Source organism: Streptomyces gilvosporeus, assembly GCF_002082195.1.
Taxonomy (GTDB): domain Bacteria; phylum Actinomycetota; class Actinomycetes; order Streptomycetales; family Streptomycetaceae; genus Streptomyces; species Streptomyces gilvosporeus.
This window is the reverse complement of record NZ_CP020569.1, coordinates 1,444,395-1,467,005: the sequence shown is the minus strand read 5'-3', so window position 1 is coordinate 1,467,005 and position 22,611 is coordinate 1,444,395. Positions and strand designations below refer to the sequence as shown.

The window sequence follows — 22,611 nt, the reverse complement described above, 5'->3', positions numbered from 1 at the left end:
AGGCAGCAGGCAGGCAGAGGGCAGGCGGAAAGAGGCCTTGGGATGAAGCGCCGACGGGTCGGGAGCGTCATGAGCGGCGATGTCGTCCGCGCGCAGCGCGGGACACCGGCCGATGAACTGGCGCGGTGGCTGGCGAAGTTCGACATCAGCGGCGTGCCGGTGGTGGACGCCGACGAGAAGGTGATCGGGGTCGTCTCCGCGACGGACCTGGAGCGGGCCCGGCGCGACGGGGACGGCGATCCGCGCCCCACCGCGGCCGTGGTGATGTCCGCTCCCGCCCGTACGGTCCGCGCCGACGACTCGGTGGTGCGGGCGGCGCGGCTGATGAGCGAGCGCCGTATCGAGCGGCTCCCCGTGGTGGACGAGGAGCAACGGCTCGTCGGCATGCTCACCCGGCGTGATGTGCTGCGGATCTTCTCCCGTTCCGATGCGGACATCCGCGACGAGGTGGTGGACGAGATCATGGTGCGGGCGCTGTGGCTGAGCCCGCAGAGCGTGCAGGTCTCGTTGGACGAGGGCGTGGTGACGCTGCACGGCACGCTGGAGAGCAGCGGTCAGGCGGCACTCGCGGTGCGGATGACGGGCCAGGTCGACGGTGTCGTCGCGGTCGTCAATCGCCTCACCTACCGGCATGAGGCTCCGTACCGGCCGTACCGACCCTAGCTGCCGCCGGGCCCGGGGGCGGGACCATTCGGCTCTGGCGACCCCGGGGGATCGGGGTGACCATGAGGAGAGCAGTGGCGTCGTACGCAGCCGGAGGACGCGATGAGCGCGACGGGTACCTTCTCACCGCAGCGGCCGATCCGGGTCTTCGTGCTGGACGATCATGAGGTGGTCCGGCGCGGGGTGCAGGATCTGCTGGATGCCGAACCGGACATCGAAGTGGTGGGCGACGCCGGTACGGCCGACCATGCGCTCGCCCGGGGCCCGGCGCTGCGACCGGATGTCGCCGTCCTGGACGTACGGCTGCCGGACGGGGACGGGATCTCCGTCTGCCGGGAGCTGAGGTCGCGGATGCCGGGGCTGGGCTGTCTGATGCTCACGTCGTTCGACGACGACGATGCGCTGCTCGACGCGATCATGGCCGGTGCGGCCGGTTATGTGCTGAAGGAGATCAAGGGAGCCGATCTGGTCACCGCGGTGCGCACCATCGCCTCCGGCCGCTCGATGCTCGACCCGGCGACCACGGCCCGGCTGATGAACAGCCTGCGGGGGGAGGCCGCCGACGGTGAGCCCGACGCCGATGCGCTGGCCGACCTGTCGCCGCGGGAGCGGGAGATCCTCGGTCTGATCGGCGAAGGACTGACGAACCGTCAGATCGGGCAGCGGCTCTATCTGTCGGAGAAGACCGTCAAGAACCACATCTCCCGCCTGCTGGCCAAACTCGGCGTCGAGCGCCGCATCCAGGCGGCCGTCATGGCGACGCAGGTGGCCTCGGGCACGGGGGCGGAGACGGGCCGGGGCAGGAGCTGAGGCCCCCGTGCTCCTCGGGGCTATGCGGGCAGCGGCACGGACCACACCAGGCGGGTCCCGCCCTCCGGCAGCGGCTCGACGCTCAGCTCGCCCCCCACGCTCTCCGCCCGCTTCGCCAGATTGCTCAGCCCGCTGCGCCGGCCGCCCCGCGCGATCCCCACCCCGTTGTCCGTGACGGTCAGCGTCAGGTTGCGGTCACTGACGACCATGGCGACCTCCGCCGTACTCGCCCGGGCGTGCCGCGCGATATTGCTCAGTGCCTCGCCGAGCACGGCCAGCGCATGCTCGGCGACCTCCGGCGGTACGTCCGTGTCCACCAGCCCCTCCATGTGGAGGGCCGGGGAGAAGCCCAGCGCGTGGGACGCCTGGTCCACGGCCGTGACCGTACGGACGCGCAGGCTGTGTCTGCCGCGGACGGTGTCGTGGGCGCGCAGCCCGAAAATGGTGGACCTGATGATCTTGATGGTCTCGTCCAGATCGTCCACCGCGCGCATCAGACGCTCGGTCGCCTCGGGATGGTCCACGAAGCGGACCGCGCTCTGGAGCGTCATCCCCGTGGCGAAGAGCCGTTGGATGGCGAGATCGTGCAGGTCACGGGCGATCCGTTCGCGTTCGGTGAGCAGCGTGAGCCGCTCCGCGGCGGCCCGGCTCTCGGCCAGCTCCATGGCGAGCGCCGCCTGGCCGGCAAAGGTCAGCAGCGGTGCGGTCTCCGACGCGGTGAACGCCTCGCGGCCCTGGCGCCGGGCCAGCAGCAGCACACCGCGCACCTCCTCCCCGGCGATCATCGGCACCGCAACGGCGGGCCCGAGACCCCTCCACCGGGGCAGCCCGGCGGTAATCCTCGGGTCGTGCTCGACATCGTGGCTGATCAACAGGGTCTTGGCGGTCAGCGTGGCGCCCATGAACGACCCATGGCGGGGCAGGTCGAGGCCGCGGTGCGCCTCGGCACCCTCCCCGACGGCGAGTTCCACCCGCAGGTGATCGCCCTCGGCGGGCTGCGCCAGCACGCCCAGGTCCGCCGAGAGGAGCCGTACCGCATGGCCGACGATGGTCGGCAGCACACCGGCCTCGTCCGCCCCGGGCAGCAGGCCCGCGACGATCTCGCCGTTGGCCTCCAGCCACCGCTGACGGTTGCGGGCCTCCTCGTACAGCCGGGCGTGCTCGATGGCCGCGCCCGCCGCCACCGCAAGCGTGGCCAGCACGGTCTCGTCATCGGCGTCGAAGTGCCCGCCGCGCTTCTCGGTCAGATACAGATTGCCGAACACCTCGCCCCGGACCTTGATCGGCACCCCGAGAAAGGAGTGCATCGGGGGGTGGTGGGGCGGGAAGCCGTACGAGGCCGAGTGCTCGCCCAGTTCGTCGAGCCGCAGCGGTGTGGGATGGCGGATCAGCTCGCCGAGAATGCCATGTCCCTCCGGCAGTTGGCCGATGGCGTCCATTTGCTGCTGGGTGACCCCCACCGAAAGGAACTGGCCGATCCGGGTGCCCTCCCCGACCACGCCGAGCGCCCCGTACTCGGCATCGACCAGGACGGTGGCGGCCTCGACGATCCGCCGCAGCACCAGCGGCAGCTCCAGCCCCTGGCCCACGGACAACACCGCTTCGAGCAGCAGCTGGGGGAGGGCCGGCGCCCCCTGCCACGGTGCGAAGACGTTCCAGCAGATGGTCGGGCAGCGCATGCAGGTGCTGCCGCGGCCCCTTCGCCCGCCCGGCTTCCTCATCACCCACGACGACATCACCCACGACGACATCATCCGGCCGGCATCACCCAGGCCGGCATCACCCACGCCGACATCGCCCCGCCGGCCTCCGCCGCGCCCGCCGCCGAAGGGACGGACGCATTCTCCACGGTAGTCGCCCGCCGTCGGCGGGCATCTCGACCAAGGGGCCGTCCGGCCCACCCCCTGCGCCCATCGGCTCCTTGGCCAGCGGCCAGGCATCCCGCAGGCTCGATACCACGGGGGCCCACCGCTCCCCGAAGCCCGGAAGAAGGCCAGCCATGGAGCCGGACATCATCACGGTAGGGCTCGACGGCTCGTCCGAGAGCCTGGCGGCCGCGCAATGGGCGGCCGATGAGGCGGACCGCCGCCAGTCGGTGCTGCGGCTGCTCCATGCATGGATCCTGCTGGCCGCCGAGGCGCCCGGCACACCCCCCGAACGCGATCAGAACGCCGCGGCCCGGCAGCTCGTACGGCAGGTCCTCGACGCGGTGCGCGAACGCCATCCGCACCTCCAGATCATCGAGGACCTGGTGGGCGCCGAGGCCGAGCCGGCGCTGCTGCGCGCGGCCGGTGAATCGCAGATGCTCGTCCTCGGATCGCGGGCGCTGGGCGCATGGGAGAGCTATGTCCTCGGCGATATCAGTCTGGACGTGGTGGGCCGCGCCGAGGGACCCGTCGTGCTCGTACGGGCGCCCGGAAACACCGCGGCGGCAACGGCCGAACGGCGCCCAACGGTCCCCGATCCACGGGTCGTTGTCGGCATCGGCCTGAGAGCACCCTGCGACGGACTCCTCGCCTTCGCCTTCGACGCCGCGGCGACCCGGGGGCTGCCCCTGCACGCCGTCCACGGCCGTCCGCTGCCCGTGCACGCGTACGCGCCCTGGGGCGTCGATCCCGATGCCGAGGCGACGGTCATCAAGGAGGCGCAGACCGACCTCCGGGCCGCCATCGACCCGTGGAGCGGGCGGTTCCCCGAGGTCGCGGTGGAGCGGACGGTCCTGCCGGAGAGCCCGGCCCGAGCCGTCCTCCGCACGGCGCCGGGAGCCGAGATGCTGGTGATCGGACGCCGGCAGCACCGCCACGCCCTGGTGCCCCGCGTCGGACCCGTCGCCCATGCCGCCATCCACCATGTGACCTGCCCCGTCGCGGTCGTGCCCCACGACTGAACGCGCGCGCCCTCCGCTCAGGGCGTCTCACGTGCGGGGACGGACGCCTCACGTCCGGGGAACCACCGCCACCGGACAGCGCCCATGGTGCAGAACGGCGAGCACGACCGGGCCCAGCCGCGTCGGCGAGCGCCCGACCCGGCGGCCGATGACCAGCAGCCCGGCCCGCGAGCAGGCGCCCAGCAGCACGGGCACGGCCTTGCCGCAAGCCACCTCCTCGGTCACCTCCACGTCGGGGAAACGCGCCCGCCAGGGGCCCAGGGCATCGGCGAGCGCCTTCCGTTCGGCGACCTCGCGTTCCCCTGCCTCCGGCGCAAGGCCGGAGGCGGAGACGGCGTCCACGGCCACACCCGGCTCCCACGCCCGTACGGCGCGCACGCTCCCACGATGAGCCGCGGCAACCGTGAACGCCACATCCAGCACCGCCTCGCCCTGCGGCCCCACATCCTGCACGCCGACGACGACTTCCGGCCGGGGACGCGGGGCGGGCTGCCCCTCGCGGACCGTGACCACCGGGCACTCCGCGCGCCCGAGTACGTGCAGGCTGACCGAGCCGAGCAGGAAGCCGTCGATGGCCTCGTGCCCACGCGAGCCGAGCACCACCATCGCGGCCTGCCCACTGCGGTCGACCAGCGCCTCCACCGCCTCCTCGGGCACCTGCTCGGTGGTCACGATGATCCCCGGATGCCACGCATGCGCCGCCGCTTCGGCCGAGGCGAGCAGCTCGGCCCCGTAGCGCTTCCTGGCCGCGGAGTCATGGGCGACGCGGACGGTGGACGGCTGCGGGTTCCCCGCGTGCAGCAGGTGCAGCGTGAGCCCGCGGGCCGCGGCCTCCGCGGCACCCCAGCGCACCGCCGGATCGCTGTGCCCGCTGCCATCCAGTCCCACGACAACAGAGCCGCCCATGACGTACCTCCGCGGAGCCGGGCCATGCGTCCCCTCCCTCGCTACCAGCATCGCCGCGTCCCCGAGCCGCACCATGGGCCGAGCGGGCCACGGGGGAGGGGCACACGGGCACGGGCTCGCGCCCCTGGGCCCTTCGGCCACCGCACCGGCCGAACAGCCCCTGCCCCACCGCAGGCCGGGCGCGCAGGCTGGGGGTGAACGGGATGTACGGCCGGCGGCGGCGCGTCGTCGGCGGACGCCTGGGAGGACCGTCATGGCTATGAAGCCCGTGCTCCACCTGCTCCCGCCGGAGGGCCGCGAACGCCTGATGGCCTTCGCGCACGAGGTGTCGTTCCCGGCCGGGACGCGGATCTTCGAGGAAGGCGGGCTCGCCGACCGGTTCTGGATCATCCACACCGGCTCGGTCAATCTCGATCTGCGGGTGGCGAACCGGCAGCCACCGGTCGTCGAGATGCTGGGCCACGGCGATCTGCTGGGCTGGTCCTGGCTGGTGTCGCCGTACACCTGGCGGCTGGGGGCCGAGGCCGCCACCCCCGTACGGGCCTATGAGTTCGATGCGACGTCCGTACGCGCCCTGTGCGCCGCGGACCCCGTCCTCGGCCTGGCCCTGACCCGCCGGGTCCTCGACGTGGTCGCCCGGCGGCTCCAGGCCACCAGGCTGCGGCTGCTCGACATCTACGGCGCGGGCGCGGGCGCGATGCCGGCCCCGCCATGACCCGCCGCCCGACCGGGGGCACGGACGGGACGACGGCCGCGCGCCCCGTCGTCCTCGGAGTCGTCGGGGTCGACGGGACGGAGAGCGGCTTCCGGGCCGTCGACTGGGCCGCCGACGAAGCCGCGCTGCACGCCCTGCCCCTGCGCCTGGTGTACGCCTCCCGGCAGGAGCGCCACGAGGACCCGGTTTTGAGCCTCGGACACCCCGCGGCCGAGCAGCTGCCCGCCGACGACGCCGTCGCGGCCGCGGCCGAACGCGCCGCGCTGCGCCATCCGGACCTCGACATCTCGACGCAGGTGCTGGGCGACGACCCCACGACCGCGCTGCTGCGCGAGAGCGCCTACGCCTCCGCCGTTGTCATCGGCACCGCACGGGACCAAGGCGCCCTCACCGGCCTGCTGCCGGGCCCGGTCGGGTCGATCGGCCCGGCGGTCGCGGCCCGGGCCGAGTGCCCGGTGATCGTGGTACGGGGGGACCGGGCCGCGCTGGCAGCGACCCACGAACGGATCCTCCTCGGCGTCGGCGCCGCGCCCCAGGGGGCGGAAGCGGTCCGCTGGGCCGTCCGCGAGGCCGCGGCCCGCGACTGCGCCCTGGAGGCCGTACACGCCCGCCACCACGAGCACCGCGCCCCGGCCGGGCCGCACGGGGCGCTGCCGGAGGAGGCCCTGCCGTACGAGGCTCTGACGGACGAAGTCGCCGGGCATCCGACGGTCCGGGTGCGCCGGGCCACGGTCGACGGTGCGGCCCACAAGGTGCTCGTCCACCGGTCCGCCGCCGCGGACCTGCTGGTCATCGGCGGCCACCGCCGCGCGGTTCACCTGGGCCCGCGGCTCGGCCGGGTGGCGCATGCCGCGCTGGAGCACGCCGAGTGCCCGGTCGTGGTGGTGCCGCTGGGGTGACGTGACATCAGAGGTGACGTGGCGTCAGATCAGCTGCCGGATCATCCACCGGTGCCGGTCACGCGGATCCGGCGGCCGGTGATGCGCGTGGGGCGGATGGCGATCCACTGGTGCCGGCCCTCGCCCACCCAGGGCGTGGTGTGGGCGTGTTCGTCCAGCCGCTGGGCCTCGTAGAAACCGGTCACCACATGGGCGGGACCCACGACCAGCACGCTCCAGCCCTGACTCATCGCCTCGTCGATGTGATCGACTTCCAGGGCCACCTCGTGCCCGGCCGCCGCGGCCGGCCCCGAGTCCGCATGGGTGCGGTAGGCGATCAGCCCACCGGCGACGGTGTAGTTCACGGGAAAGACGGCCGGGGTGTCCTGAAGGGTCACCGCCACCCTGCCGATGCCGTGCGTGGAGAGCCGTTCCCGGCACTCCTCGGGGCTCAGGACCAGCACCTCGGGATGGCGCCCGGCCGTGCCGAGGCCGGGCGGCAGCTCCGTGGTGCTGCCCGCCAGTTCGTCGACGGTGGTCTCCAGCGCGTCGGCGAGCCGCAGCAGAAAACCGATGTCCGGGTCGGCCGCCCGTTCCTCGACGTAGCGCACATAGTCCGGCGAGGCACCGGCACGGGCGGCGACCTCCTCCCGGGACAGCCCCAGCTGCTGCCGGCGCAGCGTGGCGCGCCGCCCCAGGTCGCTGCCCGGCCCGCCCGGCTCCGCGCGGGGTGTCGGCTCGTCGGTCATCGTGCACTCATCCCTTCGTCCAGCGGCATCGGTGCGGGGCGGCCGCCGACTGACCCGGCGGCCGCCCCTCGGGCCGATCATGACCCCGGCCGGTCCGGAATGGCCTGGAGCGCGCCGCGCTCCGGCGTGGCCCACCCCGCGATCGGCCGCCGACGCCCACCGGCCCGGCCGCGCGGTGGCGACCGGGCCGGTGCACCGCCCCCTCCCCCGTGGGCTGCGGTGATGGAGCGACGCGGGTCAGGCGTCGATCCAGGTGATCCCGTCGCCGCCGTCGTGGGCGATGGTCCGGGTCATGACGTTGCCGTCCAGGGGGTACTGCCCGTGCTTGGTGACGTAGCCGAGGACGGACGCGAGCGAGGTCGCATCGCACACCCCGTCGCCGCGGATGCAGAACCGCTCCACCGGAACGCCCGGGAATTGCTCCGGCCCGGCACCGGGGGACGTGATCCCGAAGGCGCTCAGGCCCTTCGGTATGCGGGCCAGGACGCCGGTGCCCGGCTGCATCGGATCGGCGTAGAGCATGCCGTTGACCTGGCCGCGCGGTACCGCGGTCTCGTTGTTGGCGATCTTCTGGAGCACCACGTCCGCGACCTGAGCGCCCTGGGAGTAGCCGACGATCGTGAGGCGTGCGCTCGGGTCGTTGCGGTGCGTCTCCTCGGCCTTCGCCAGCAGGTTCTTGTACCCCAGCTCCACGCTGGCGTCATAGCTGGGTGCGTTCAGGTCCGGGCTGAACTGCTTGCTGCCCACCCACGGTCCGGCGCTCGCCGGGTAGCAGACCGGAATGAACTTGTCGCCCGGGTCCAGGTGCTGGTTGGCGAAGCCGTAGGTCGTGGTGCATCCCGGGGCGTCCGCCGCGGCGCCCGTGCCGCCCACCTCCAGGTAGTAGTGGTGGACGTCGTCGGCCTGGGCGACGGCGGGGGCGACCACGGCGCTGCCGGCCACCATCGCCGCCGTCATCGCCGCGGTCCCAACGGCCCGCATCAGCCTGCTCGTTGTCGACATGCCTTGGTCTCCCCCTTGGGTCGGGTCATGTCTGCATCGGACGGCGTCGACGCTAGCCACGGCCGGTGACATCGTGCTGACATGCCGATGACCCTGCTGGTGGGAGACGCAACGCCCGAGGGCCGGACCCGTGCGGTACGGATCCGGCCCTCGGAGCAATGTCCCTGCGGGTGTGGCTACTTGAGGAAGCCGATGTGCTCGTAGACCGGAGAGGTCAGGCCGAGGGCGCCCATGTTGGCGAGCTTCTTGTTGATGGCCGCGACGTCGGGGCGCTGGTAGAGGGGCATGACACCGGCGACGTTCCAGGCTTCGGCGTCGGCCTGGTTGGTCTGCTTCAGCGCGCCGGCCGGGTCGGCGGCGTTGGAGCTGGCCGCGTAGAGCAGGTCATCCAGCTTCTTGCTACCCACCTTGGCGTAGTTGTTGCCGCCCTTGAGGGTGTAGACGTTAGTGGCCCCACTCGCGGGGAACGGCGTGCCGAGCAGGGTGTAGGGCGTCACGTCGAAGTCGCCCGGGGTGATGTACTTGTCGAAGAAGTCGTTGGTCGGCACCGTCTGGACCTGGAGCTTGACGCCGACCTGCTGGTACATCTGCGTCAGCATCGACCCCTCGTTGGTGGCCGCGGGGGTGCCGGACGGGATGATGAACCGCAACGACAGCGCCTGGCCGTCCTTCTTACGGACCTTGCCGCTGAGCTTCCAGCCGGCCTCGTCCAGCAGCTTTCCGGCCGCCTTGGGGTCGTACTTGCCGAGCTTGCCGGAATTGTCCTGGTATCCCTTCTGGGTGGGGATCAGGAGATTGTTGTTCATGACGGCGGGCTTCCAGCCCAGGCCCTTGAGGTCCGACTTGGCGATCGTCTCGCGGTCGGTGGCCATGAACAGTGCCTGACGCACCCTCACGTCCTTCAGCTTGGCGCTCTGGCCGTTGAACGTGATCTGGCGGAAGTTGGGGCCGCCCGCCTCGCGGATCTCGCCGGAGGACACCTTGGACGCCTGCTTGTAGGCGGAGGCGTCGCCGCCGATGTCGAAGTAGTCGATCTCGCCGTTGGCGAAAGCACCAGGCATGGACGCCGTGTCCATCGCATGGAAGACGATCTTGTCCAGCTTGGGCTTGTCGCCCCACCACTTCGGATCCGCCACCACCGTGACGGTCTTGGCGGACTTGTCGATGCTGCCCACCTTGAAGGCGTTGCCGGTGACCGGGATCTTGTTGACGTAGGCGGTGTTGAAGGAATTCGCGTCGGACATGTACTTCGCCGGGTACAGCGGCTGGTTGGCCGCCGCGTTGAACATGCCCTTCCAGTCCGCGAACGGCTTGGCGAAGGTCATGACGGCCTCGTAGTCGTCCTTGCCCTTCTTGACGTCCGCCACCTGGTCGAAGCCGACGGTGGAGGTCACCTTGTACGCCTTGTCATGACCGCTGAGGGCGGTGGTGTTGGCGGCGATGTCCTTCCAGGTGATCGGGGTGCCGTCGGACCACTTGGCCTTGGGGTTCAGATGCCAGGTGACGACCTGCTTGCCGTTGACCATCTTGGAGGAGGCGTCCAGCAGGAACGCCTTGTTCGGGGTCTGCTCGCCACTCGCGCCGGAGAGCCAGAAGTTCGGCATCAGCGACTTCATCACCTCCGTGGGGCCACCCTGAAGGCCGTCGATCTCCACGATGTTCCACTGCGTCGCGAACGTCTGGATGGCCCAGTTCATCGTCCCGCCCTGCTTGAGCTTCGCGGGATCCGTCGCCTTGATGTTGAGGGAGGTCGACTTCTGCGGGGCCTTCTCCGCCGCGTCGTCGTCCGAGCCGCCGCAGGCGGTCAGGGTCAGCGACGCCACGGCGAGCGTCGCGACCAGAGAGAGTGGATAGCGGGAGACCTTCACGGTTTTCTCTTCCTGTGTGGGGATGAAGCGGAGGAGTGAGCGCGGCCGAATTACTGCGGCTTAGTGCGGCTTACTGCGGCGCGGACGCAACGACGTCGACCGCCGCCGCGTAGTGGCAGGCCGCGCCGTGGTCCGGGCCGAGGACGGCCGTGGCCGGGTCGTCGTCCCGGCAGCGCGCCTGTTCGCTTTCGCCGAGCCCGGCGTACTTCGGGCAGCGGCCGGCGAACCGGCAGCCGGACGGCACATCCGCCGGACTGGGCAGATCGCCGCTGAGCAGGATCCGGCTGCGTTCCCGCTCCTTGCGCGGGTCGGGCAGCGGGACCGCGGACAGCAGCGCCTGGGTGTACGGATGGGAGGGCGCGGCGAAGACGTCGTCGGCCGCGCCGCTCTCCACGATCCGGCCGAGGTACATCACCGCGATGCGGTCGGCGATATGCCGTACGACGGACAGGTCGTGGGCGACGAAGAGATAGCTGAGCCCGAGGCGGGTCTTGAGTTCGTCGAGGAGATTGAGGACGCCCGCCTGGATGGAGACGTCGAGGGCGGAGACCGGCTCGTCGAGGATGACCAGTTTGGGCTCCAGCGCGAGGGCGCGGGCGATGGAGATGCGCTGGCGCTGGCCGCCGGAGAACTCCTGCGGATAGCGGTCGGCGTGCTCGGGCTCCAGGCCGACCATCGTCAGGAGTTCGGGGACGCGGGCGGCGATCCGTTCCTTGTCCCAGCCGTGGGTCTTGAGCGGCTCGGCGAGGATGTCGCCGATCGGCATCCGGGCGTCGAGCGCCGCCATCGGATCCTGGAAGACGATCTGCATATCGCGGCGCAGTCCCTTGCGGTCCGCCCGGCTCAGACCGCGGATGTCCTTGCCGAAGACGGTGACCGTACCGGCCTGGCCGCTGGGCAGATCGAGGATCTCCAGCAGGGTGGTGGTCTTGCCGCAGCCGGACTCGCCGACCAGGCCCAGCGTTTCGCCCTCGCGGATGTCGAAGCTGATGCCGTCGACGGCCCGTACGGTGCCGACGGTGCGCTTGACGATCGCGCCCTTGGTGAGCGGGAAGTGCTTGACCAGGCCGTCGAGTTCGAGGACGGTGGCGCGCTCCTCGCGCGGCAGCAGCTCGATCTCGCCGGCCTCCGGCAGGACCGGCAGCGGATAGACCGCGTTCCGGTCGAGCCCGGCGCCGATCTCGTGCGCGCGGTGGCAGGCCGTCGGGTGCTCGGCGCCCTCGGCCACCGTCAACTCCGGTTCCACCGTGCGGCACTGGTCGACGGCGACGGGACAGCGCGGGGCGAACGGGCAGCCCGGTGCCAGGTCGACCATGGCGGGCGGGTTGCCGTCGATCGGGGTGAGGGCGCGGCGCTCGGTGCCCTCCGCCCGCGCCTCGTCGAGCCGGGGGATGGAGCCGAGCAGGCCGATGGTGTACGGCATCCGCGGCCGGTAGTACACCTCGTCCACGGGGCCCGCCTCGACCGGCTTGCCCGCGTACATGACCTGCACCCGGTCGGCGAAGCCGGCGATCACACCGAGGTCATGGGTGATCATGACGATGGCGGCCCCGGTGACCTCCTGCGCGGTCTTGAGGACCTCCAGGACCTGGGCCTGGATCGTCACATCGAGGGCCGTGGTGGGCTCGTCGGCGATGATGACCTTGGGGTCGTTGGCGATGGCCATGGCGATCATCGCGCGCTGGCGCATACCGCCGGAGAACTCGTGCGGGAAGGCGTCCACCCGGCGCTTGGGGTCGGGAATGCCGACGACGTCGAGGAGTTCGACGGCTCGTTTGCGGGCGGCGGCCTTGTCCAGCGACTGGTGGACCTGGAGGGCCTCGACGATCTGGTCGCCGACGGAGTAGACGGGGGTCAGCGCGGACAGCGGGTCCTGGAAGACCACGCCGATGTCCTTGCCGCGGATCTTCGACAGGTCGCCGTCGCCGAGGCCGAGCAGTTCGCGCCCGGCGAGCTTGACGGACCCGGTGACCTCGGCGGTCTCGGGGAGCAGTCCGAGAACGGCCATGGAGGAGACGGACTTGCCCGAGCCGGATTCGCCGACGATGCCGAGGACCTCGCCGGGACGCACGGCGTAGGAGACGCCGCGCACGGCCTGGACCCGGCCCGCTTCGCTAGGGAAGGAGACCGTCAGATCGCTGACCTCGAGGACGGGCTGCGTCGTGTCGAGGGCCTCGGTGGGCTGGGCCGGGCTGGTCTCGGTCACCGTCGGGGTCCTTCCTGGCGCGCGGTGCGCGGAGTGCTGGTGCGGGGTGGGGACGGCGCGCTTCACGAGGCGGCGCCCTGGCTGTCGGCGGTGGCCGTGGTCTGCGCCGGTACGGCCGCGGTCGGCCGCCCGGTCTTCGGCTGCTTCTTCTTACGGGGCGAACGCGCCTTGGCGCCGGATGCGTTGGGGTCGAGCGCATCGCGCAGACCGTCGCCGATGAAGGAGATGGAGACGCCGATCAGCACCAGGCAGCCGGCCGGGAAGAAGAACAGCCACGGGTAGGTGGTGGCGTTGGTGGTGTTGTCGGCGATGACCGTGCCGAGGGAGACGTCGGGCGCCTGCACACCGAAGCCGAAGTACGACAGGCTGCTCTCGCCGATGACGGCCGCGCCGACCTGGATGACGGTGTCGATGATCAGCATCGAGGCCATGCTGGGCAGGATGTGCCGGAAGATGATGACCGGCGCGGAGACGCCCATGTACTTGGCGGCCTTGACGAATTCGCGGTCCTTGAGCGTGAAGGTCATGGAGCGCACGACGCGACCGGTGATCATCCAGCTGAAGGCGCCGAGCAGCACCACGAAGATCAGCCAGGTGGAGCCGCGGAACATGGGCGACAGCACGGCGATGATCAGGAACGACGGCATCACCAGCAACAGGTCGACGATCCACATCAGCACCCGGTCGGTCCAGCCGCCGAAGTACGCGGCGAACGCGCCGACGGTGGCGGCCAGGAAGGTCGAGATGACGCCGACCAGCAGGCCGATGATCAGGGACTTCTGGAGTCCGCGCATGGTGAGCGCGAAGAGGTCGACGCCGCCTTGTGTGGTGCCCCACCAGTGGTCCCCGGAGGGGTTGGCGAGGAAGTTCAGGTAGTCGTGCTGCTGGTAGTCCCATTTGGTGAGGAACGGGCCGCCGTACGCGCCGAGGAACAGCAGCACGAGGAGGAACAGCCCGAACAGCGCCAGGCGGTTACGGGCGAATCGGCGGACGGTCAGCCGCAGCCGTGAGGTGCGGGCCTTGGCGGGGCGGCCTTCGGCTTCGGTCGGCGGAACGGGGCCGGGGGCGGGTTCGGTGGCGGGGGGCAGCTGGACGCTCATCGCGCGCTCTCCTGAGGTGCGGTGGGGTGGTGGTCGGTCTGCGGGGCCGGGTCAGCGGACCCGTACGCGCGGATCGAGCGCCGCGTACAGCACATCTGACAGCAGACCGGCGATCAGCACCAGTACGGCGGTGAACAGACCCACCGCGGCAACGGAGTTGACGTCCTGCTTGCCGATCGAGTCGACGAGGAGTTCGCCCATGCCGTGCCAGCCGAAGGTCTTCTCGGTGAAGGTCGCGCCGGTGAAGAGCAGCACGATGTTGTAGACCAGCAGCGGCACCACGGGCAGGATCGCGGTCCGCAGGCCGTGTTTGACCAGGGCCTTTCGTCGCCGTAGCCCCTTGGCCCGGGCGGTGCGCAGAAAGTCGCTGCCGAGGACGTCGAGCATGGTGGAGCGCTGGTAGCGGCTGTAGAGGGCGACCTGAAGGATGATCAGGGTGAGCGCGGGGAGCAGCATGTGCTGGGCGCGGTTGACGAGGGCGTCGACGTTCCACTGCCCGGCGTACTGCGGATCGTATTCGCCGAGCACCTTGATGGTCTGCGTGCCGTCGTTGAGCGCGGTGGCGCCGATCTTCAGCGCGACGCCGATCACGAACACCGGCATGGCCAGCACGAAGAACGAGGCCAGGGTGGTGAACCGGTCGAAGAGCCGGTACTGGCGAATGGCGCCGAACGCACCGAGGGCCACACCGCCGATGGAGCCGACGATGGTGGCGAGCAGCAACAGCCGGGTGGAGACGCCCACCCGACGCCCGAAGTCGTCGTTGACGTCGTCGCCCTCGATGGTCTTGCCGAGATCGCCGTGGGCGACGCCCTCCGCCCAGTGCCCGAACCGGGTGAGGATCGGGGTGTCGGGGTTCATGTTGTACTCGTCGAGCGTCTTGGTGATGGACGTCTCGGGTAGCGGGGGATTACGTCCTTCGAACTTGGCGCGGGGGTTGAGACTGAGCCCGGCCAGGAAGTACGTCAGTGACGCCGCGACGACCACGAGGACCAGATAATTCGCCAATCGGCGCAGCAGATACCGGCCCATGTTTTCGATGCCTCTCCCTCTTGCGCACCGCATCAGCGCGTGACGGCTGTGTGGGGACGGTGCTGGTCGAGCGACATTTTTTAGCCAGGGCAAGCCAATTGTCGATCACGAGTTGTTTACGGAGCGATAACGGGAACTCACCGAACGCACAGGGGCATTACGGGCAACCACCGATGAACATGCGGGCATGCGCGCGCCCTTGCCTCTCATTTGCAGGTTCGGTCGCTCTCCGGGCAAGGATGCCCGGTATGCGGACAGCGTGCGGAACGTAACGTTGCCCCGGCCCAATTGAACAAAACTTTACGTTAAGGAGTGTGTTGGCGTGCCGCCCCGAGCGTCCGCTGGGGAGCGGACGGCCCGCCTTCCTCACTCCGCCACCGGTGGGCTAGAAAAGGTGCCGTGAACCAGTCGTCCAACGATCTGAGCGGGAGCGTCACCGGCCCGGTCGTCCAAGCGGGCCACGTAGGGCAGTTGCACCTCTCGCCGCCCGTGCCCACCGCGCTGGCGGGCCTGCCGCCGGCCGTACCGGAGTTCACCGGCCGGGACGAGGCACTGCGGCAGGTCACCGACGCCCTGCGGCCCGGCTCCGGCGCCGCGCCGGTCGTGGTGTCCACGCTGGCGGGCACGGCCGGCGTCGGCAAGACCGCTCTCGCGCTGCGCGCCGCCCATGACGCCGTGGACGCGGGCTGGTTTCCCGGCGGCGTGCTCTTCATCAACCTCCAGGGTTACGACGACCTCCGCTACGTGGGGCCCGAGACCGCGGTATCCGTCTTCCTCAGCGCCCTCGGCGTCCCCGACGAGCTGTTCCCCCCGACCTTCGCCGGGCGGCTGTCGCTGTACCGCTCCAAGCTCGCGGAACGCGCCGACCGGCACGGCGCGGCCCTGATCGTGTGCGACAACGCCTCCGCCACGGACCAGATCAGGCCCCTGCTGCCCGGACCCCCGCTCCACCGGGCCCTGGTGACCAGCCGTCACACCCTCGCCGATCTGCCGGGCTCCCGGATCGTCGATCTCGGCGTACTGGAACCAGCCGAGGCCGCCGCTCTCATCTCCCGTACGCTGCGCATGCGGCGCTCCGACGACACCCGCGCCCAGGACGAGCCCGAGGCCGTCGAGGACCTCACCACCCTGTGCGGCCATCTCCCCCTGGCGCTCGCCGTCGTGGCCTCCATACTGGCCGGCGACCCGGACCAGACCGTCGGCGAACTCACCGCGGCCTTACGCGACCGCGCCACCCGCCTTGAGGAACTGACCTACGGCGAGCGCCGCTCGGTCACCGCCGCCTTCGCCCTCTCGTACGCCCGGCTCACCCCCGACGAGGCCCGGATGTTCCGGTACCTCTCCCTCAACCCGGGCCAGCAGGTGAGCGTGGAGGCCGCCGCCGCGCTCACCGGACAACCCCTGCCCCAGGCCCGAAAACTGCTCCGCGCGCTGCGCGGCGTCCACATGATCGAGCACGGCAAACCCCGCGGCTGGGTCCGCTTCCACGACCTGCTGCGGCTCTTCGCCGAACGGCGCTGCGGCGAGGAGGACGACACGGCGAGCATCCAGGCCGCCGTCGACCGGCTGCTTGCCCACTACCGCGACGCCGCCCAGGACGCCACCGAGCGGATCGTGGCGGCGGCCCGGCAGCGCGGACGGGACGACGAGGCCGAGCGCTGGCTCGACACCGAGAGCCAGAATCTGCGCTCGGCCCTGAAGCTGGCCCAGCGGCACGGGCGGCCCGCCATGGCCCTGCCGCTGGCCCACAACGTCAGCTGGTTCCTCCGCCGCCGGCAGGACTGGGCCGCCGGCCGTGAAGTCTGCGATACGGCCGTGGAGTTCGCCGCGTCCCTGCCCGACGGCGCCCAGCAGGCACTGGCCCTGTACGACCTGGGCGACTTCCTCAAGCACCAGCAGGACTTCCACCAGGCGCTGCCCGTATTCGCCGACGCACTCGCCCGTTATCGCGAGCTCGGCGACCGCACAGGCGAGGCCAGGACCCTGCACAGCATGGGCACGGCCGCCCGGCGCAGCGGCCGGTACGCCGAGGCGGAACGCCACTACGCCGCCGCCCTGCCGCTCTTCGACGCACTCGAAGACCACCGGGCCGGCGGCCACACCCTGTTCAACCTGGGGTACACCGCCCGCCAGCAGGGCCATCACGAGGCCGCCCAGGACCACTACCGGCGCGCCCTGGACGTCTACCACCGCCTCGACGACCCCGCCGGGCGGGCCCGCACCCTGCACCACCTCGGCCACCTGGCGCTCGCCAGACACCGTCCGGACGCGGCCCGCGCCTACTGGGAGCGGGCCCGGTCGGCGTACGAGGAGGCGGCGCTTCCGCAGTACGCCCAGGAGGTCATCGAGCTGCTGGACGGGTAAAATCGCTCGCAGGAGCGCCGCCCATGACGACACCACGGGACCTCTTGATCATCGCTCTGGACACGGCCGCCAGCCGCCGCCTGGAGCGGGGCGACCTGTCCCTGGCGCTCGCCGGAGCCGAGCTGCTCGACCTCCTGAGCGCCCAGGCGATCACCCTCGACGGCGAGCACATCGTGCCGGGCTACCGGCCCACCCTCGACGATCACCTCCTGGACGAGGCCGCCGCGGCGCTCGTCCGGCAGGCCCCGTACGAATCGGTCGACGACTGGCTGTGGCGCAGAGGGCGTGGTCTGGCCGCGTCCTACCTCACCGCACTGGAGGCCGACGGCCAGCTCACCCGGCAACGCGAGGGTCGACGGCCCTTCCGGACCACGCGGACGGTGCTGACCGACTCGCCCGCCCGGCGCCAGGCGGCATACCGCTGGTCCTCGGAAGAGCCCGTACTCACCGCCCTCGCGCATGCCGTGGGCATCCACGACGCACAGGCGGCGAACAGCCCGGAACACACCCTGGAACACACCCCGGACCCGCCCGACGACGTGGCGACCGTCCTCGCCGCCCTCCATGAAGCCCTGAGCCACCTGGAGTTCGAACGGCAGCGCCGAGCCCTCCACGACGCGGCCTTCGACAACATCTGGCGAGGCGATTGACGACGGCGGACGCCGGGCCCCCTCGGCTCACCGCGTCGGCGGCCGTACGATCCCCGCGTGCCGTACGGCCGCCGTCGCGAACTCCCTGATCAGCGGGTGCGGGCGGGTGTCATCACCGCGGAGTTCCGGCTGGAAGAGGGTGGCCAGGAAGAAGGGATGCGAGGGCAGTTCGGCGATGCGCACCTCGCCGGCCTCGTCGGTACCGGTGAACTCCAGGCCGTGGGCCCGCAGGGTCTCCAGATGGGCCGGATTCGGACCGAAGGAGCAGTGGTAACGCTCCAGCGTGTGCTCCTTCCACAGCGCGAGGGCCGCCCGGGAGCCCGCCGTCACACGGATCACGCCCTCGTGCCCGACCAGAGAGCAGGAGAGGGGAACGATCACCGCCGTCTCGGCGTCGGCGTCCGGGGTGTTCTCGGCGTGCTGTGCCTCGCCGAGGCCGCACACGCCCCGCGCGAACTCCAGCAGCACATGCTGAAAGCCCGCGCAGGTACCGAGGAAGGGGATCTCCCCCTCCCGCGCGGTCCGGATGGCCGCCAGCGCGCCCGCCTCGCTCCTGTACGGGCTGCCCGGCACCACCCAGACGGCATCGAACCCCGCCACACCCCCGGCCGGGTCCGCCTCGGCCTCCTCGGTGGGGATCCAGTACGCATCGAGATGCAGCCCCTCGCGCAGGGCCAGGGAGTCCAGGATCTCCGGAATACGCGCGTGGGAGCGGACGTTGGGGGAGCGGTCGCCGACCAGGGCGAGGCGTGCGGTAGGTGTCATGCGGTCCATCGTTGACGCCGGGGCGCGATCACGTCCAACGATGATCACTGCATCGTCCATCAGCAGAACTGATGGACAATCGAGGGGAGCCGCGATACTGCCCCGATGGACCCGCACCTCCTGCGTACCTTCGTCGCCGTCATCGACCACCGCTCGTTCTCCGCCGCGGCCCAGGCCCTCGGATACACCCAATCCGCCGTCTCACAGCACATCGCCGCCCTCGAAGCCGACCTCGGTACGCGGCTGGTGGAACGTCGGCCGGTCGGACCGACGGAGTCGGGCGGGCGGCTGATGGAGCACGCCCGGCCGTTGCTGCTGCGCCTCGACGCGGCCCGTGCCGACATCGTCGGCCTGCACGGCATACGCCCGGGCCGACTGGCAGTGGCGTGCGCCCCGGGCACGGTCACCCCCGCATTCGCCGGTGCACTGGCCAGGGTCCGGCGCGCCGAACCCGGGCTGTCGACGACGGTGCAGGTGCTGGGGCGGGATGCGGTCCTACGGGCCGTCATGACGGGCGAGGCGGACCTGGGACTCGTCGACGGCATCGCCGCCCCCAGCGACCCGCTTCCCCTCCCCGACACCGGGCCGATGACCACCCTCGCCCTCGCCGAGGGCCCCCTCGCCGTACTGCTCCCGCTCGGCCACCCGCTGGCCGGCCGCCGCGCGCTGCGCCTCCCCGACCTCGCCGACGCGCACTGGCTCGACGCCCCGGACACGGCCGTCCCGCTGTCCCAACTGCGCGCCGCCGCCCAGACGGACGGCTTTCGCCGCGGGGCGAGCTATGCAGGAACGGACCTGGCGGGGCTCGGCACGCTGGTCGCGAGCGGTCACGGGCTGGCCGTCCTCGCGTCGGCAACGGCCGCCGCACTGCCCGACACGATCGCCGTCCCGGTCTCGGCCCCGCGCCTCGTGCACCGCACGGAGGCGCTGCACCCCAGGAGAACGACGACGGCGACCCGCTCCCTGCTCGCCGCGCTCGGCGGCTAGTGGCCGGTCAGCACCATCACGAAGCCGGCGGCGAACGCCAACGCCCCCGCCACGCCCCCTCCGATGGAGAGCGTCAGGAGGACGGACAGCGCCATGCGCCAGGGCCGCGGGTTCGCGCGGAGCGGAGCATCGCCTTCGACGACAACCCTGGGGGAGCTCACACACACCCCCAGCAACAGGAACGCAGCCACCGACGTGATCAAGAAGGCGCCCGCCACATCCTCCAGCGCACCGGAGGTCAGCGGCCGGACGTAGCTGCCGTCCGCCTCGCGTTGCACCCTGACGGGCCTGCCGGGTTCGATCCCGCCGTCGTCCATCCGCGCCGTGCGAGCGGTGAACCCGCCGTGTGCCGCGACATACGTCCCCGTACAGGTGCGTGAGGAGCTGCGCCCCGAGCCCACGGTGTGGCACCGCGCGGCGGTGAACGTACCGGGCGTGCCGGACAGGCCCGTTGTGTAGCGGAAGTCGTCGAGCGGCAGCCGCATGACCAGGCCCGCCGCCGTCAGGATGACGAGGACGAGGACCGCACCGAGCGCGATGCGCGCCCGGTTCCGCGGCGGTGGCTCGGCGGGCGCGGCCTCCGTACCGGCCGCTCTCTCGTGGTGCCCCATCTGTCCCCCGTGCATCGTTCCCGGTCGGTCAAGCTACCTCGTCGCACGCCGGTGGGTGCCAGGGTGTCGGCGCCCACCGCAGTCCCGCGGGCCCGGCCGGACAAGCGGAAGGCATGCGCGAGGAGTTACCGCTGGGTAGTCTCGCGGGGAACGCGACGGACGGGCGGCCAGGCGCCCCGGTCCGGAGAGTGGCCCACGACCAGCATCCGACCAAGACGGTGGTAAGCCATGGCAGATCATGACCTGACCGGTTTCGACCGCGCAACCTTCACCCATGACGGCGTCACCCGCCGGATTCTGCGGCGCGGTACGGGGCCCGCGGTGATCGTGATGGCGGAGATCCCGGGCATCACGCCCAAGGTGCTCGCGTTCGCGGAACGCGTGGCCGCGATCGGCTGCACCGCCGTGCTCCCGGTGCTCTTCGGCACGCCGGGGCGCGAGGGCTTCCCGGCGTCCGGCGGCCGGCTGAAGTCGGCGCTCTACACCGCCTCGTCGATGGGGAAGGTGTGCGTGAGCCGGGAGTTCACCGTGCTGGCCACGGGGAAATCCTCGGCCGTGGTGACCTGGCTGAGGGCCCTGGCCGGGTACGAGCACGAGCGCTGCGGCGGCCCCGGCGTCGGAGCCATCGGGATGTGCCTCACCGGCGGGTTCGCCCTCGCCATGGCCGCCGATGAGCGCCTGCTCGCCCCCGTCCTGTCCCAGCCGTCCCTGCCGCTGCCCCTCACCAAGGGCCGGGCTGCCGGGATCGACATCTCCGCCGAGGACCTCGCCGCCGTCCGGGGCCGCTGCGAACGTGACGGCCTTCGGGTCATGGGCCTGCGCTTCCGCGGCGACCGGCTGGTGCCGGGCGACCGCTTCGCCTTTCTGCGCCGCGCACTCGGTGACGCGTTCGTCGCCGTCGAGCTGGACGATTCCGTCGCGAACCCCGAGGCCGCGCTGCCGCCGCACTCCGTGCTGACCGAGCACCTCGTCGACGCACCGGGCGAACCGACCCGCGCGGCCCTGGACGAGGTGCTCGACCTCTTCCGCACCCGCTTGCTGGAGCAGCCCCACGAGACGGCCGGAGAAACGCCCGCCCCGGTGGGAGGCGAGTGACGCGGGGCGCCGCGCCGTCATGATCCTGATCACCACACGCCCGTAGGCGGCTAATTCGGTGTTCACCCGGCCCTCCTGCACGTGACAATCAAGGTCCACTACCAGGAGGAACACATGAGCCAGGACTACCTGACTCTCCATGAGCTGGTGCCGTCGCAGGAACTGACGGCCGCCCTCGACGCCGGGCACATCAGCCGCAAGCGGCACCCCGAACTGCCGCTGTCCCTGTACTCGTACACCAGGGCCTGCCAGTTCGAGCGCGTCTGGAACGAGGCGACGCTGCGCTGCCGCGGTCTGGTCGCCGATGACGTGACCGGCGAGATCGTGGCGCTGCCGCTGGCGAAGTTCTTCAACGTCGGTGAGCACGGGACCGGTCAGCCGTACGCGCCGGCGCTGCCGGACGAGCCGTTCGAGGTGTACGACAAGGTCGACGGCAGCCTCGCGGTGATCTTCCACTACGCCGACCGCTGGCAGGTCGCCACCAGGGGATCGTTCATCAGCACCCAGGCGACATGGGCCCAGCGCCTGCTGGACGGCAAGGACACCTCCGCCCTGGTGCCCGGCGTGACCTATCTCGCCGAGATCCTCTATCCGCAAAACCGCATCGTCGTCGACTACGGCGAGCGCCGCGACCTGGTGCTCCTCGCCGCCATCGGCAAGGACGGCACGGAGATACCCCTGGCCGACGCCGCGGCCGGCTGGCAGGGCATCGGCTCGGTCGTCACCGTCTGGCCCGCCCTGCCGCTGGCCGAACTGCTCGCCCGGACCGACGCCAACCGGCTGCCCGACGGCCGGACCGCCACCGGCACGGACGCCGAAGGCTATGTGCTGCGCTTCGCCTCGGGCATCCGGGCCAAGGCCAAGCTCGCCGAGTACGTACGGCTGCACAAGGTGCTCACCGGCGTCACGGAGCGGGACATCTGGCGCAGCCACGGCATCCAGCGCTTCGCGGGGCTGCCGCCCAAGCAGCTCGCCCAGGCGCTGGGCTGCTCGGCGGCCGATATCGCGGCGTCCGGCGGCCGGCCGCTGGACGCGCTGCTGGAGCAGGTGCCCGACGAATTCGACACCTGGGTGCGCGAGGTGATCACGCGGATCGAGAAGGACGTGGCCGATCGCGAGCGCGCGATCGACGAGGCGTACGCCTCCCTCGCCCCGCTCGCCACCGACCGGGGCGCCTTCGCCCGCGCAGCGCAGGCGCTGCCGGACGCCGCCGTCCGCCCCGCCATGTTCCAGCGCCTGGACGGGCGCCCCACCGAGCTGATGACGTACCGTTCCGTCCGTCCGCAGACCGCCGACCCCTTCACCACCGACGAGGAGAACTGA

20 protein-coding genes are annotated in these 22,611 nt (G+C 71.5%); 10 read left to right on the top strand and 10 right to left on the bottom strand.

All coding sequences use genetic code 11. The features are described 5' to 3' along the window. The first annotated feature begins 42 nt into the window (after nucleotides 1-42). Together B1H19_RS06440 and B1H19_RS06435 are read left to right on the top strand one after the other, a co-directional pair. Complete coding sequence (locus B1H19_RS06440) at nucleotides 43-663, top strand: CBS domain-containing protein (RefSeq protein WP_083103649.1); 621 nt, start codon at nucleotides 43-45, stop codon at nucleotides 661-663. Nucleotides 664-765: 102 nt separating this feature from the next. Then, nucleotides 766-1,473 (top strand): response regulator, encoded by a 708-nt coding sequence (locus B1H19_RS06435; RefSeq protein ID WP_083103648.1) that lies wholly within the window; start codon nucleotides 766-768, stop codon nucleotides 1,471-1,473. A gap of 20 nt (nucleotides 1,474-1,493) precedes the next feature. On the opposite strand, the gene B1H19_RS06430 is transcribed toward B1H19_RS06435, so the two are convergent. Then, a complete protein-coding gene (locus B1H19_RS06430) occupies nucleotides 1,494-3,152 on the bottom strand; it encodes a GAF domain-containing sensor histidine kinase (RefSeq protein ID WP_107425903.1) in 1,659 nt (552 codons plus the stop codon). Between the two features lie 320 nt (nucleotides 3,153-3,472). On the opposite strand from B1H19_RS06430, the gene B1H19_RS06425 reads away from it, so the two are divergent. Then, on the top strand, nucleotides 3,473-4,360 hold the full coding sequence (locus tag B1H19_RS06425; protein ID WP_083103647.1) for a universal stress protein: 888 nt from the start codon (nucleotides 3,473-3,475) through the stop codon (nucleotides 4,358-4,360). Nucleotides 4,361-4,408: 48 nt separating this feature from the next. Here B1H19_RS06425 and B1H19_RS06420 read toward each other — a convergent pair whose 3' ends face one another. Then, nucleotides 4,409-5,266 (bottom strand): universal stress protein, encoded by an 858-nt coding sequence (locus tag B1H19_RS06420; RefSeq protein ID WP_083103646.1) that lies wholly within the window; start codon nucleotides 5,264-5,266, stop codon nucleotides 4,409-4,411. 253 nt (nucleotides 5,267-5,519) lie between these two features. On the opposite strand from B1H19_RS06420, the gene B1H19_RS06415 reads away from it, so the two are divergent. Continuing rightward, on the top strand, nucleotides 5,520-5,981 hold the full coding sequence (locus B1H19_RS06415) for a Crp/Fnr family transcriptional regulator (RefSeq protein ID WP_083103645.1): 462 nt from the start codon (nucleotides 5,520-5,522) through the stop codon (nucleotides 5,979-5,981). Next, nucleotides 5,978-6,880, top strand: coding sequence for a universal stress protein (locus B1H19_RS06410; protein WP_083103644.1), 903 nt, complete (start codon nucleotides 5,978-5,980; stop codon nucleotides 6,878-6,880). Before B1H19_RS06415 ends, B1H19_RS06410 begins: the two co-directional genes overlap by 4 nt. 41 nt (nucleotides 6,881-6,921) lie before the next feature. On the opposite strand, the gene B1H19_RS06405 is transcribed toward B1H19_RS06410, so the two are convergent. The 6 genes from B1H19_RS06405 to B1H19_RS06380 form a co-directional block, all read right to left on the bottom strand. Beyond that, complete coding sequence (locus B1H19_RS06405; RefSeq protein WP_083103643.1) at nucleotides 6,922-7,608, bottom strand: helix-turn-helix domain-containing protein; 687 nt, start codon at nucleotides 7,606-7,608, stop codon at nucleotides 6,922-6,924. A gap of 237 nt (nucleotides 7,609-7,845) precedes the next feature. Beyond that, on the bottom strand, nucleotides 7,846-8,610 hold the full coding sequence (locus tag B1H19_RS06400) for a PE-PPE domain-containing protein (RefSeq protein ID WP_083103642.1): 765 nt from the start codon (nucleotides 8,608-8,610) through the stop codon (nucleotides 7,846-7,848). Nucleotides 8,611-8,786: 176 nt separating this feature from the next. Beyond that, entirely contained in the window at nucleotides 8,787-10,478 is a 1,692-nt protein-coding gene (locus B1H19_RS06395; protein WP_083103641.1) for an ABC transporter family substrate-binding protein, read from the bottom strand. A 70-nt stretch (nucleotides 10,479-10,548) separates the two neighbouring features. Next, nucleotides 10,549-12,684 (bottom strand): ABC transporter ATP-binding protein, encoded by a 2,136-nt coding sequence (locus B1H19_RS06390; RefSeq protein WP_083103640.1) that lies wholly within the window; start codon nucleotides 12,682-12,684, stop codon nucleotides 10,549-10,551. A gap of 62 nt (nucleotides 12,685-12,746) precedes the next feature. After that, on the bottom strand, nucleotides 12,747-13,784 hold the full coding sequence (locus B1H19_RS06385) for an ABC transporter permease (RefSeq protein ID WP_083103639.1): 1,038 nt from the start codon (nucleotides 13,782-13,784) through the stop codon (nucleotides 12,747-12,749). 51 nt (nucleotides 13,785-13,835) lie between these two features. After that, nucleotides 13,836-14,816 carry an ABC transporter permease gene (locus B1H19_RS06380; protein WP_083103638.1) on the bottom strand — a complete coding sequence of 327 codons (981 nt, stop codon included), beginning with the start codon at nucleotides 14,814-14,816 and terminating at the stop codon, nucleotides 13,836-13,838. A gap of 399 nt (nucleotides 14,817-15,215) precedes the next feature. Between B1H19_RS06380 and B1H19_RS06375 the strand changes: the two genes are divergently transcribed. Continuing rightward, on the top strand, nucleotides 15,216-17,180 hold the full coding sequence (locus B1H19_RS06375; RefSeq protein WP_083103637.1) for an ATP-binding protein: 1,965 nt from the start codon (nucleotides 15,216-15,218) through the stop codon (nucleotides 17,178-17,180). A 23-nt stretch (nucleotides 17,181-17,203) separates the two neighbouring features. After that, complete coding sequence (locus B1H19_RS06370; protein ID WP_083103636.1) at nucleotides 17,204-17,830, top strand: GOLPH3/VPS74 family protein; 627 nt, start codon at nucleotides 17,204-17,206, stop codon at nucleotides 17,828-17,830. A gap of 27 nt (nucleotides 17,831-17,857) precedes the next feature. On the opposite strand, the gene B1H19_RS06365 is transcribed toward B1H19_RS06370, so the two are convergent. After that, nucleotides 17,858-18,595, bottom strand: coding sequence for a CTP synthase C-terminal region-related (seleno)protein (locus tag B1H19_RS06365; RefSeq protein ID WP_083103635.1), 738 nt, complete (start codon nucleotides 18,593-18,595; stop codon nucleotides 17,858-17,860). A gap of 105 nt (nucleotides 18,596-18,700) precedes the next feature. Here B1H19_RS06365 and B1H19_RS06360 point away from each other — a divergent pair, with 105 nt between their 5' ends. Continuing rightward, a complete protein-coding gene (locus B1H19_RS06360) occupies nucleotides 18,701-19,582 on the top strand; it encodes a LysR family transcriptional regulator (protein ID WP_083103634.1) in 882 nt (293 codons plus the stop codon). On the opposite strand, the gene B1H19_RS06355 is transcribed toward B1H19_RS06360, so the two are convergent. Beyond that, nucleotides 19,579-20,193, bottom strand: coding sequence for a hypothetical protein (locus B1H19_RS06355; protein ID WP_083103633.1), 615 nt, complete (start codon nucleotides 20,191-20,193; stop codon nucleotides 19,579-19,581). The two genes, B1H19_RS06360 and B1H19_RS06355, sit on opposite strands and share 4 nt — an antisense overlap. A gap of 228 nt (nucleotides 20,194-20,421) precedes the next feature. Here B1H19_RS06355 and B1H19_RS06350 point away from each other — a divergent pair, with 228 nt between their 5' ends. Together B1H19_RS06350 and B1H19_RS06345 are read left to right on the top strand one after the other, a co-directional pair. After that, the gene (locus tag B1H19_RS06350) at nucleotides 20,422-21,288 is read left to right on the top strand and encodes a dienelactone hydrolase family protein (protein ID WP_083103632.1); all 867 of its coding nucleotides are present in this window, start codon (nucleotides 20,422-20,424) and stop codon (nucleotides 21,286-21,288) included. 114 nt (nucleotides 21,289-21,402) lie between these two features. Further along, the gene (locus B1H19_RS06345; protein WP_083103631.1) at nucleotides 21,403-22,611 is read left to right on the top strand and encodes an RNA ligase; all 1,209 of its coding nucleotides are present in this window, start codon (nucleotides 21,403-21,405) and stop codon (nucleotides 22,609-22,611) included.